The following is an 11767-nucleotide window of genomic DNA, read 5'->3' as shown; positions in this document are numbered from 1 at the left end:
ACCACCCCGATTTTTTTCAAGGAGACAACCATGACAAAAAGCATTTCCTTCGGCCGCCGCGCGGCGCTTGCAACCGCCGCAATGCTGGCCCTGGCCGCGCCGGCCGCTTTTGCCCAGGCCTGGCCCAGCAAGCCGGTGCGCTTCATCGTCAGCTTTCCGCCCGGCGGCGCCGCCGACCAGATCGCCCGCGCCATTTCGCAGCCCCTGTCGGACGCGCTGGGCCAGCCAGTGGTGGTGGAGAACCGCGCCGGCGCCAACGGCAACATCGCGGGCGACTACGTGGTCAAGCAGCCGGCCGACGGTCACACCCTGCTCATGAGCTCTGGCGGCACGGTGTCGATCAATCCGCACCTGTACCCCAAGATGCCGTTCGACCCGGCCAAGGACCTGGTGCCGGTGGCCGCCGCGGCGCGCGTGCTGGTCTACCTGGAAGTCAACCCCAAGCTGCCAGTCAACAACGCCAAGGAATTCCTGGCCTACCTCAAGGCCAACCCCGGCCGCCTGAGCTACGGCTCGCCCGGCAACGGCAGCTCACCGCACCTGGCGGCCGAGATGATGAAGGCACAGACCAACCTGTTCGCCACCCACATCCCCTACCGCGGCGCGGCGCCTGCCATGCAGGACCTGCTGGGCGGCCAGATCGACTTCATGTTCGACCCCGGCATCGGCCTGCAGCAGGTCAAGGCCGGCAAGCTCAAGCTGCTGGCCGTGGGCAGCCCCAAGCGCTCGCCCCAGTACCCGGACGTGCCGACCATGGAAGAAGCAGGCCTCAAGGGCTTCGACGCCGACACCTGGTTCGGCTTCTACGCCGCCAGCGCCACGCCGGCCGCCGTGGTGACGCGCCTGAACACCGAGATCAACAAGATCGTGCGCAGCCAGGCCTTCGGCGAGCGCATGGCTGCCATCGGCGGCATCCCCGCGCCCATGAGCCCGCAGGACTTCGGCATGCGCGCCCAGATCGACAGCGTGCGCTTCGGCGCTTTGATCCGCGCCCGCAACATCAAGGGTGATTGAATCTTGAGCGAAGCGAAAGACAGCGGCCGCAGCGTCGCCTACACCGTGAAGGTGGAATTCGGCGACTGCGACCCCGCGCGCATCGTCTGGTTTCCCAACTTCTTCCGCTGGATCGACGCGGCCTCGCGGCATTTCTTCGTGGAATGCGGCGTGCCGCCCTGGCACGAGACCGAGAAGACCCTGGGCGTGATGGGCACGCCCCTGGTCGACACCCATGCGAAGTTCGTCAAGACCGCCAGCTATGGCGACACGCTGCAGATCCACACCAGCATCGCCGAGTGGCGCGGCAAGAGCTTCGTGCAGCGCTACCGCGTTGTACGTGGCGAGGACCTGATCATGGAGTGCGACGAGGTGCGCATCTTCGCGGCCCACCGCGAAGGCGGCGGCATCCGCGCCCTGGAGATTCCGCCGTCGATCAAGGCTCTGTGCGCGTGAGCCTGCTCATTGCACGGCCAGGGTCACCATGATTTGCTGGCCGGGGTATTGGCGAATCATGTTGTCGCGCGCGGCTTCGGCACCCGCCAATTTCTCGTCATTGATCACATTCCACTCCCCGCCCATGACGGTTCCATCCGGCCTCGGAAGGATGCGCTGGCCGTCCGCCGCCGCAATGCACTTGGCCCTCATTTGCGCGTAGTAGGAGTCGAAAATGATTTTCGCGTTCGCAAAGGATTGCGCGCTGGATTCGGCCGGCTTGGCAACGCTGATGGTCTGCGAATAGCAACCCGGGTTGACGGTCGCGCTCGGCCCTGCATGCATGGGCTGGTAAAGATAGAAACGCAACTGCCCTGCGCCACCGCTGCCCGTGGAAGCGTTGTACTTCGTCGCCACCCGCTCGATGTTCTCGGGCGATTCGGAGAACGAGGCCAGGGTGTCGGCGTAGTCCAGGCGCCGCGTCGCCAGATTGGACTCATGGAAAAACAGGCCGGCGGTGTCGGGGGCGCGGCCCAGGACATTCTGGTACAGCAGTTCCACGAAGATCCTGGGGCTGACCTCGCCGTAGCGCGCCTTGAATTCCGGGCTGTTGAAGAAGCCCACAGCCATGTTCTTCAGCGTCAACTGGCCTGTCGACAGCTTGTCGACGTAGTACGCCAGGCCCTGCGCGTCCGGCGCCCTGTCGAACGCCGCCTGGTACATGCGGTAGGCCTGGCCGCTGTAACCCGAGAGCACATCCGCCGCCATGGGCGTTTCGGCGCTCTGTGGAGCCTGCCCGCCGGCGACTTCAGCCGGGCCGCCGCCGCCACATGCCCCCAACAACAGCACCGTGGTGAGCAGCACGCCGGACATGAAACGGGAAGGAAAGTGCAATGGCGTGTGCATCAAGGTCCTGGGGCGATGGTTTTTTGCTTGCGCGATTTGACCAAATATCCTCTGGCTGCGCGATCTTCCCCCATCAGCTGCCGGCGCCCTTGTCGCGCCCGCACAACGGCGCCGCCATCATGCGGCCCGGGCGTGGGCCGCCCCGGGCCCCATCAGAGGTCCAGGTAGGTCACCTCGATGCCGGGCAGGACGCTGTCCTGTTCCTTGCACGCGTGGGCGCAGGCCAGGGCCTTTTCCAGGCGGCGCTCGTCCGCCGCCCGCTGCTTGCCTGAGCTGGAAGAAGCCCGAAAGCGTTCCAGTAGGTCACGCAGAACGCGCTGGGCCGGGAAGTCGGAAGCTTGTTGCACTTTCATGCCGCAAGCATGCCCGCAGCCCCGCCATCGCGCGATGACGGACTGCTTCAGATTGCTGTGACGTATTGCCCGGACAGCTGCGGCACTGCGACCACGGGCACCAGTGCGGCGGCCACGGCCTTGATGGCGGGACGCAGGCGGCGCGCCAGATCGGCGCCTTGCCGTGTCGGGTACAGCACGCCGTCGCGCGCGGTGAACAGCGGATCGCCGACCTGCAGTCGCAGCATCGCAAGCGCATTGCGCACCGTGCTTTCGCTCACCCCGAGGGACCCAGCCGCACCCTTGAGCGAGCGGCACTCCTCGAGCGCCACCAGCACATGGGCCAGATTCAGGTCCGGGCGCACGGCACGGTCTCAGCGGTCGGCCTCGCTGGCCGGGGGTGAGAAAGGGGGGACGGACGCGGTGTCCACAGGCGTGGCCGAGTACGACAGCTGGTACAGGCCGCTGACGCTGCCGGGCGAGGCGCCCAGGGTTGCCAGCGCGGCCTGCCCGAACTCGGCACGCTCCAGGGCTTGCAGCGCCTGGGCGTCGTAGCCGGTGGCCACCAGCACCCAGTCGGCAAAGCTGTCGCCGCCGCGGATCTTCTGTTCGGTGGTCTGGGCAATCGCCGGCGTACGGTGCTGCAGCAGGTGGGCGCCGGTCAGGCCGGCGCGGCCGGGCAATTGGGCCAGCAGCGGCGCCAGTTGCTGGCGCAGGATGTCGCCATCGCTGCCAGGCGCGGGCGACAGGCGCACCGTCAGCGCGTGGCGTGCCGTCACGCCGCCATGCGACTCGAGCACCCCGCACTGGCTGCGCACCATGTTGCGGTGGTGCGGCATCATGCGCGTCGACCAGGGAGACGGCGCGTTCAGCCGCGCCAGGTAAGGGCCGGAAGACAGCACGCCGTGGTCCTCGAGTTCGTACATCTGGAACACGCCCTCACCGCCGCGGGCATCGCTCCAGCGGCTGGCGCGGCGAAAGCCGGGAATGGCCAGGCGCTCGGGAAAGTGCTCGTGGCTGTGCCAGTGCTCGAAGTCGGCGCGCATGGCGCCGGCCATGTCCCACCACATGGCCAAGGCCGCTTGTCCCAGCATGCTCATGGGCACACCACCGGGCTGGAATTCTTTTGCATCAGGTTGATCTCGTCGTTGCCAGGCGGCGGCGATCATGCCAGAAAGTTGAACGCCATTCAAATTTCTGCTAGCGTTCAAATTTTGAACGACAGGATCCCCATGAGCGGCGCAATGGAAAAGGCACTGGCGATCCTGGAATACCTGACCGACTGCCCCGAGGGCGCCGCCCTGGCCACCATCGCCACCGAGCTGAACCAGCTGCGCAGCGGCTGCCACCGCACGCTGCACGAACTGATCCGCTACGGCTACGTCCGCCAGCTGCCGCGCGGCGACTACGCGCTGACCACCAAGATGGCATCCATGGGCCTGAGCTTCCTGAGCAAGTCGGGCGTGGTCGATATCGCGCAGCCGGTGATCCACCGCTTGGCCCAGGCCACCGAGGAAATGGTGCGCCTGGCCATCGTCGACGGCGAGCGCCTGACCCTGGTGGCCAAGGCCCAGGGCGCGCGCTCGGGCCTGCTGTACGACCCCGACATGGGCATCGACCTGCGCCTGTCGTGCAGCGCCGCCGGCCAGGCCTGGCTGATGACCCTGCCCGAGGACCTGGCGATCGAGTTCGTCACGCACCAGGGGATGGGCGACCCCAAGCACTACGGGCCGAACGCGCCAACCAGCGTCAAGGCCTTGCTCAAGGTGCTGGACGAGGCCCGCCATCGCGGCTTCAGCATCATCCAGGAGGCCTACGCGCCGGGCATGAGTTCGATGGCGGCGCCGGTGCAAAAGGCCGGCGAGCCCGCCACGGGCGTGATCGTGGTGGCCGGGCCCTCGTCGCGGCTGACGCTGGCACGCATGAAGCAGTTCGCGCCGGCCCTTCTGTCGGCCGCGCAGGAGCTGGCGGTGTCGGGCCATGCCTCGCCCCTGCTCAAAGGCGCCAACGTCGGCACCTGGGGCAACCTGGCCGACCAGCCCAAGCGCGGCCGCGCCGCAGGCCCGCGCTAGCCGCGCCGGCCGGGTTGGGCGACGATCTTTGCCTCCAGGCACGTGCGCGCTACACGCCCAGGCCAGGCCGGCATACCCCACAACTGGGGGATAGCCAGAGGAGGCCTTCTGGGCCACCCTCATTGTCGGCGCTCCGCCCGCGTTTCCTCCCTTGCAGGTACCACCATGTTCATGCAGAGCCTTCGTCTGGTTGCCGCACAAAGTGCACTGGTTCTCCTGGCGTCGTGCGGAGGGAGCCAGGAGCCCACACCTGACTTGGTCGCGGGTGCACCACAATCTGCTGCCCAGGCGCCACAGGCTCCGACGGCACTGGGCGAGGAGGCAATGTGCTGCAACCTGGTGACCAATGGCCACTTCGAACAAGGCACAGCCTCATGGAGCGGACAAGGCTTCACGGTTGTCAACGCACCCTACGTGACCAACAAGATCGACAAGGTGCTGTACCTGAACGGGGCCAACGCGGCTGTCTATCAGGACATCTCGATTCCAGGCCTGCAGGGTAATCAGGTCCAGCCCATTTTGGAGGTCAGCTACCGCAGCGCGGGCACGGATCCTCACCTCCAGGTCTCCGTCACGCCAGGCAGCGTTCAGGACGGGCCATGGCCGCTGCTCGACGGCGGCGCCAACGGCTCCGGCACTCTGCGCGTCCAGCTCAGGCCCGCGCCACGGCAGTTTTTTGCCACGGGCAACTTCCGGGTGCACATCACCGGTTCCAATGTCTACTTGGACAACATTTATGTTGGCTACGGCTTCAAGCGCATGGAAACCGCCAACCCCAGCCTGGGTCTGTCCGTGCAGTCCTATGGCACCCTCAAGCTTGACCAGGGAATCGCGATCGCTTCCCGGTCTGGCGTGGGACGCTGGTATCCCAATGCGCAGCAGGTCAAGTTTTCCGATTCGGTGGTCAGCACGAACGTGGATGGCCCGCCGGGGGCGGTGTACCGCCTGTACCGCGCCGCCTTTGGCCGCGTACCCGACGCCCAGGGATTGGGCTACCAGATCGCAGAAGTGGAAACACTCAACCTGCCCATGAGCAGCGTCGCGCGCAACTTCATCAACAGCCCGGAGTTCCAGAGCAAGTACGGCTCGCTCACGACCAGCCAGTTCATCACCCAGCTGTATGCCAACGTCCTGAATCGCGCGCCCGATGCGGGCGGCTTGCAGTACCACGTTGACCGGATCGACGGGCAGGGGGGCAGCCGCGCAGACACACTGATCGGGTTTTCCGAATCTCCAGAGAACAAGGCCAACGTGGCGCCTGCGATCCGCAACGGCATCCCGTTCACGGAACGCCAGATCACGCCGCCAAGTGTTGGCGGCAGCGGTACCAGCGGCTCAAGTTCGGGCTGCAATTTCACGGACCGGATTTCCGCGGCAGAAAGGACCCAGGCCAATGCCTGCGGCATCCAGGTGTCCTCTTTCGTCGCGCAAGCAGACCTGCGGCTCCAGCAGATCGTCGCCGCGTGCCAGCGCGGATTGGTCTCCCAGGCAAACGCCGAGTACAACGACGTGTACGCCAAGATGATCCTGACCACCCGCAACGCGTTCGAGGCGACGTCCTGCGGCACGGCGGGCAGCACAGGCATCGTCGCAGGCACCAGCAGCCCGGGCGCCAACGGCTTTGGCGAGGGCCTTCGTTATCACGTCTGCACCATGACGTACCAATCGCTCGACGCGCTCATGGCGGGGCAGGTGCGCACGCTGGTGGAGGCCGAATGCGCCGGCCCCTCCGACGTCAATGACACCTTCTGCGGCGCAGCAGGCTACAACTACCGCGCTTCCTATGAAACCGGCGAACAGTGCAACGCCGCCCGCGTCAGCCTGATGCGCCGCTGAGCTCCGAGCAAGGGCAGGTCACTGCTCACAGCACCAGCATTGCCCGGAAGTCGTTGACGTTGGTGTGGGTCGGCCCGGTGACCACCAGGTCGCCCAGGGCGCTGAACCAGCCGTAGGCGTCGTTGCGGTCCAGGAAGGCCGAGGCCTTCATGCCCAGGACTTGCGCCCGCGCCAGGGTGTCGGGCGCGACGAAGGCGCCGGCGTTGTCTTCCACGCCATCGATGCCGTCGGTGTCGGCCGCCAGCGCCCAGACATGGGGCTGACCTTGCAGGGCCTGGGCCAGGCCCAGGCAAAACTCGCCGGCACGGCCACCGCGGCCCTTGGGCGCGCCCTCGGCCCGCTTCTTCACCGTCACCGTGGTCTCGCCGCCCGACAGGATGACGCAGGGTTTGCCAAAGGGCTGGCCACGCTGGGCCACAGCGCGTGCCAGCGCGGCATGGACCTTGCCGACCTCGCGCGACTCGCCTTCCATTTCGTCGGACAGGATGTGGGCATCGATGCCGGCGGCGCGGGCCGCAGCGGCGGCCGCCTCCAGCGACTGCTGGGGCGTGGCGATCAAATGCACCTGGTGGCCGTCGAAGGCACGATCACCCGGCTTGGGGGTCTCCAGGGCGCCCTGCTCCAGCAGGCGCATGATGCCGCCGGGCACGGCGATGCCATAGCGCTGCAGGATGGCGAGCGCATCGGCACAGCTCGTCGCATCGGCCACGGTGGGGCCGCTGGCGATGACCGAGGGGTCGTCGCCCGGCACGTCGCTGATGGTGAGCGTCACCACGCGGGCCGGCGCGCAGGCCGCGGCCAGGCGGCCACCCTTGATGCGCGACAGGTGCTTGCGCACGCAGTTCATCTCGCCGATGTTGGCGCCGCTGTTGAGAAGGTCGCGGTTGATGCGCTGCTTGTCTTCCAGCGTCAGGCCCTCGGCCGGCAGCGTCAGCAGGGCCGATCCGCCGCCCGAGATCAGGCACAGCACCAGGTCATCGGCCGTCAGGCCCTGGGTCATCGCCAGGATGCGCTGGGCCGCGTCCTGGCCGGCGGCATCGGGCACGGGATGGGAGGCCTCGACCAACTCCAGCCGCTGCGCCAGGCCGGCGGGGCGCGGCGGGATGTGGTGGTAGCGGGTGACGACCAGGCCTTGCAGCGGCGCATCGGCCGGCCACAGGGCCTCGACCGCTTGGGCCATCGAGCCGCCGGCCTTGCCCGCGCCCAGCACGATGGTCCGGCCCTTGGGCGGCGGCGGCAGAAAGCCCGCCATGGTGTGCAGGGGCAGGGCCCGCAGCACGGCCGCCTGGTACAGGTGCTCGAGGAAGGCGCGGGGCTGGGTGGCGGGGTCGGGCGCGGTCATTCTTGTCTCCTGCGCCGATTGTGACGCTGCCAACTGTAAGCATAATCATGCCCGTTCGAAAGCAGTCGATCCCAGGGGCAATGGGCTCCCTTTTCTGCAGCGTCGCTGGTGCGCTTCACCTTCAAGCGGCTGCCAAGCCCATCCGTCTTTCAGGGGTTAGTTTGTCTGTTTCCAAATCTGAGCTCATCGAGCTGTACCTGGCCTACTTCGGCCGTCCTCCCGACGCCGCTGGCCTGGCGTACTACACGTCCAACCCTGCCTTCAGCCTTCAGACGGTCTCAGCCGACTTCAGCACTTCGGCGGAGTCGATCGCCCTGTATGGCAGCGCTTCCGGCAGCGCGCCGATCAACGCGATCTACCAGAATCTTTTCAATCGCGACGCCGAACCCGACGCCCTGAGCTACTGGTCCGCGGAAATCACTTCGGGCCGGCTGACCGCCGCATCCGCCGCGCTGGCCATCCTGCAAGGCGCGCAGAACTCGGACCGGACGGCGGTGCAGAACAAAGTCGCGGTTGCAACCGCCTTCGTGGTCCAGCTGGACACTCCCGCGGAAATCGCGGGTTACTCGGGCGCGGCTGCCGCCGCAAGCGCAAGAGCCTTTCTCAAAACCGTGGATGCGACCGCTGCCAGCCTGTTCGCCGCCAACAGCGCCCTGCTTCATCAGGTGGGCCTGGCCACCAACCCGCCAGCACCAGCCCCCGCACCGTCGGCTCCGGCTCCGGCCCCGGCGCCCTTCACGCTGGTCGAAGCCACGCACGCGGTGAGCCTGTCGGGCACATCCACCGACGCCTTCGTCTACACCCTCAATGGCGCAGCCACGCGTGCCGCCAGCCCCGTGACTGCATCGTCCGGCTCGCTGACCAACAGCGTGACGAGCTTCAGCGCAGCGGGCTATGCCGGCGCGACCACGGTCACCTTGAACGCCGCCGGCGACTCGGTCACCGGCGGCTCGGGCGACGATACCGTCAAGGTGCTGGCATTGCGGGCAACGGGCAATCTCAACGGCGGCGCCCCCTTCGGCAACGCCATTGAAGTCAGGGACGGCGCGGACCTTTCCGGTGCCACGCTCAGCAACTTTGTCCGTCTGACGTTCGACAGCACCGGCGTTGCCGGGACCAATGACCTGACGATGACGGCAGCCCAGCATGCGCTGTTCATCAGCATGAACGTCGCCGCCAACGGAGCGGGCGGTGAAAGCATCACCTTGACCACCGCCTTCAACGGCTCAGGCTTGTCCAACATCGAAAAGTACATCCTGCAGGCGGCCTCGACCTTCACGCTGGGCAGCACCGTCCAGCAGGTCTCCGGTTCCATAGCGGCCGACACGTTCAATGTGGGACAGCTCTCATTGAACGCCACCAGCGTCCTGGACGGCGGTACAGGCGCCGCCAACACCCTGAACGTCAGGGACCTGGCGAACCTGTCACAGGCCGCAATCAGCAACATCACGCAGCTGAACTTCGACGCGACGTCAGTGACAGGCACCAACGACGTCAGCATGACGGCGGCCCAGTACCTCGCTTTCACCGGCGTCACCGCCGCCGGCACCGGAGCGAACGCCGAGAAGATCATCCTGACAACAGCCTTGACCGGCGGTGCCACGTTGGCGGACGGCGTTGAATTCTTCCAGTTGGCGGCAGGCGCCAACAGCGTGACCACCGGCGGCAGCGGCCAGACGGTCAATGCCGACGCGCTGCTAGCGGGGCAGACGCTGACGCTGGCCGGCACGCATGCGGCGACGGTCTCCCTGACCGCCGGCAATCTCGCGTCAAGCTCCTCGGGAAACCTCACGGTCACTGCCACGGCCGGTGCAAACACCATCACCACAGGCGCCGGCAGGGACACCATCTCAGGCGGTGGGGGCGCGGACGTGCTGACCGGCGGCGCGGAGTACGACACCTTCGTCATCGGCGCGACCGAGTCACTCAACACCTCGCTGGTGACCATCACCGACTTCCAGACCAACCTCCAGCCGGCATGGGATGTGCTGAAACTGGCCACGAGGCCGACCTCCATCATCGCCACCACGGGGACGGCCAACTTCTCCGTCGCCGCTGCCTTCGCTTCCACCGGAACGACCGCCGGCACGCTGGCAACCGACATCGCAACCGCCGTTGCCGCACAGATTGCAGTCCATGCGAATTTCTGGGGCCAGGTGGGCGACACCATCGCCGTCACGCTCAATGGCGCTTCCTTGGCCGGCACGGGAGCCATCTACGTCATCCAGAACCGCGCCGAGGATACGACGTACGACCCAACTGCCGACACCGTCGTTGGCCTGGTCGGAACCTCGACCGCACCATACCTGGCGAGTTTCGGCTGAACGGCAGCGCCACCCGCCCGGCAAAAGGGCGGTGGCGCTACCCAGGCATGCGACCAAAGGGCAATGGCCTGCCGGGCGGCGCACTCCTATCCTCGCTGCAACACTGGAGATCACCATGCACCTGAAAAACCTGACCCCCTTCATCGCCGCGGCCCTGTTCGCGGCCGTCGCGCCCGCCACCCAGGCCCAGACCCTCACCGTCGGCGGTGCCAAGGCACAAGGCGCCGGTGCCATCGTGGCCGATGCGCGGACCACCGCCGTGGTCGAATCGATCGACCAGACCACGCGCAAGGTCAAGCTGCGCGGGGCCGACGGATCGGTCTACAGCTTTACCGCCAGCCCCGATGTGAAAAACCTGGCCCAGGTCAAGGCCGGCGACCAGGTGACGCTCAGCCACACCGTGGCCGTGGCGCTGGAGCTCAAGAAGAACGGCGGCGCCACCCGCACCAAGACCGAAACCGAAGGCGCGGTCCGCGCCAAGCCGGGCGAGGCGCCCGCCGCCGCGGCAGCGCGTGAGATCCGCGTCATCGCCGATGTGGTCTCGATCGACCAGGCAAAAAAGACGGTACGCCTGCGCGGACCGGAACGCACGGTCGACCTGAAGGTGGAAGATCCCAAGCAGCTGGCCGACATCAAGGTCGGCGACCAGGTCGAGGCCGTCTTCATCGAAGCCGTGGCCATCGCGGTCGACAAGGCTCCCGCCAAGAAGTAAGCCTCCCGGCCCGCAGCAGCGGGCCCGCGCGCGTCCTCAGGCCGGCACGTTGTCGAACTGCCGGTGGCAGGCGATGGTGTCCAGGCAGGCGCGCGCCACCTCCGTGCCCTTCTTGACGAAGTGCTCCCTGAAAAAGCGCAGGTGGTCCTCGTGCTCGTGGAAGTCGCGCGGCGTCAGCACCGCCGACAGCACCGGCACCTCGGTGTCCAGTTGCACGCGCATCAGGCCGTCGATGACGGCGCTGCTGACGAATTCATGGCGGTAGATGCCGCCGTTGACCACCAGGCCGCAGGCAATGATGGCGTCGTAGCGGCGGCTGCGCGCCAGCTTGCGGGCCAGCAGCGGGATCTCGAACGCGCCGGGCACGTCCAGCAGGTCGACCCGGCTGGACGGCAGGCCGCCGCGCTCGAACTCCGCCAGCAGTGCGTCGCGCGCCTGGTGGACGATGTCCTGGTGCCAGGACGAACAGATGACGGCGACGCGGATGCGGCTGCCGTTGGAAGAAGCGGAGACGGAGACAGAAGAAGCCTGGTTCATGGTGTTGCCAAAGAGCTGGTTGCCAGAATCAGGGCGCGTGCGAACGGCCGACCCCGCCTGCACCAGAGGCGCATGCGGCAGCCAGACTTCGCGTCTCTTTCATCCGGACTGTGACCGTCGGCCCTGGCATCGCACCAGGTCTGCTGACCCCGGCACGCGCTGTGGCGCAGGCCGGGCGCTCGCGGGCTCCCGCGCTTGCGCACGGATACCGCCGGTGGGGAATTGCACCCCGCCCTGAGAACGCTGCCAGCCTTTGCAGGCTGGCGCTGTGATTTTAG

Annotated in this window: 12 protein-coding genes and 1 riboswitch; of the genes, 6 read left to right on the top strand and 6 right to left on the bottom strand. The window is 67.1% G+C overall.

Going from position 1 to position 11767, the window contains the following annotated elements; translation table 11 throughout:
• The first annotated feature begins 30 nt into the window (after positions 1-30).
• Together Q0632_RS21305 and Q0632_RS21300 are read left to right on the top strand one after the other, a co-directional pair.
• A complete protein-coding gene (locus Q0632_RS21305) occupies positions 31-1014 on the top strand; it encodes a tripartite tricarboxylate transporter substrate binding protein (protein WP_298934013.1) in 984 nt (327 codons plus the stop codon).
• Positions 1015-1017: 3 nt separating this feature from the next.
• Entirely contained in the window at positions 1018-1449 is a 432-nt protein-coding gene (locus tag Q0632_RS21300; protein WP_298934011.1) for a thioesterase family protein, read from the top strand.
• A 6-nt stretch (positions 1450-1455) separates the two neighbouring features.
• Here Q0632_RS21300 and Q0632_RS21295 read toward each other — a convergent pair whose 3' ends face one another.
• The 4 genes from Q0632_RS21295 to Q0632_RS21280 all read right to left on the bottom strand — a co-directional run bounded on the left by Q0632_RS21295 (position 1456) and on the right by Q0632_RS21280 (position 3766).
• Positions 1456-2334, bottom strand: coding sequence for a DUF4214 domain-containing protein (locus tag Q0632_RS21295; protein ID WP_298934009.1), 879 nt, complete (start codon positions 2332-2334; stop codon positions 1456-1458).
• A 152-nt stretch (positions 2335-2486) separates the two neighbouring features.
• Positions 2487-2687: a hypothetical protein gene (locus Q0632_RS21290; protein WP_298934006.1), complete on the bottom strand. Its 201-nt coding sequence runs from the start codon at positions 2685-2687 to the stop codon at positions 2487-2489.
• Between the two features lie 47 nt (positions 2688-2734).
• On the bottom strand, positions 2735-3031 hold the full coding sequence (locus Q0632_RS21285; RefSeq protein ID WP_298934004.1) for a LysR family transcriptional regulator: 297 nt from the start codon (positions 3029-3031) through the stop codon (positions 2735-2737).
• Positions 3032-3040: 9 nt separating this feature from the next.
• A complete protein-coding gene (locus Q0632_RS21280; RefSeq protein WP_298934001.1) occupies positions 3041-3766 on the bottom strand; it encodes a hypothetical protein in 726 nt (241 codons plus the stop codon).
• 132 nt (positions 3767-3898) lie between these two features.
• Here Q0632_RS21280 and Q0632_RS21275 point away from each other — a divergent pair, with 132 nt between their 5' ends.
• Positions 3899-4738: an IclR family transcriptional regulator gene (locus tag Q0632_RS21275; RefSeq protein WP_298933999.1), complete on the top strand. Its 840-nt coding sequence runs from the start codon at positions 3899-3901 to the stop codon at positions 4736-4738.
• A gap of 165 nt (positions 4739-4903) precedes the next feature.
• Complete coding sequence (locus Q0632_RS21270) at positions 4904-6574, top strand: DUF4214 domain-containing protein (protein ID WP_298933997.1); 1671 nt, start codon at positions 4904-4906, stop codon at positions 6572-6574.
• 25 nt (positions 6575-6599) lie between these two features.
• On the opposite strand, the gene Q0632_RS21265 is transcribed toward Q0632_RS21270, so the two are convergent.
• Entirely contained in the window at positions 6600-7916 is a 1317-nt protein-coding gene (locus Q0632_RS21265; RefSeq protein WP_298933994.1) for a glycerate kinase, read from the bottom strand.
• Positions 7917-7963: 47 nt separating this feature from the next.
• Here Q0632_RS21265 and Q0632_RS21260 point away from each other — a divergent pair, with 47 nt between their 5' ends.
• Positions 7964-10240 carry a DUF4214 domain-containing protein gene (locus Q0632_RS21260; protein WP_298933992.1) on the top strand — a complete coding sequence of 759 codons (2277 nt, stop codon included), beginning with the start codon at positions 7964-7966 and terminating at the stop codon, positions 10238-10240.
• A gap of 115 nt (positions 10241-10355) precedes the next feature.
• Positions 10356-10952: a hypothetical protein gene (locus tag Q0632_RS21255; RefSeq protein WP_298933990.1), complete on the top strand. Its 597-nt coding sequence runs from the start codon at positions 10356-10358 to the stop codon at positions 10950-10952.
• A 36-nt stretch (positions 10953-10988) separates the two neighbouring features.
• On the opposite strand, the gene Q0632_RS21250 is transcribed toward Q0632_RS21255, so the two are convergent.
• Positions 10989-11489, bottom strand: a complete 501-nt coding sequence (locus Q0632_RS21250) for a 6,7-dimethyl-8-ribityllumazine synthase (protein ID WP_298933988.1) — start codon at positions 11487-11489, stop codon at positions 10989-10991.
• Between the two features lie 88 nt (positions 11490-11577).
• Positions 11578-11735, bottom strand: a riboswitch (FMN riboswitch).
• Positions 11736-11767 lie beyond the last annotated feature (32 nt).

The sequence above is a fragment of the uncultured Ramlibacter sp. genome (assembly GCF_936925435.1).
Classification (GTDB): Bacteria; Pseudomonadota; Gammaproteobacteria; order Burkholderiales; family Burkholderiaceae_C; genus Ramlibacter.
This window is presented reverse-complemented; position numbering and strand designations above follow the sequence as displayed.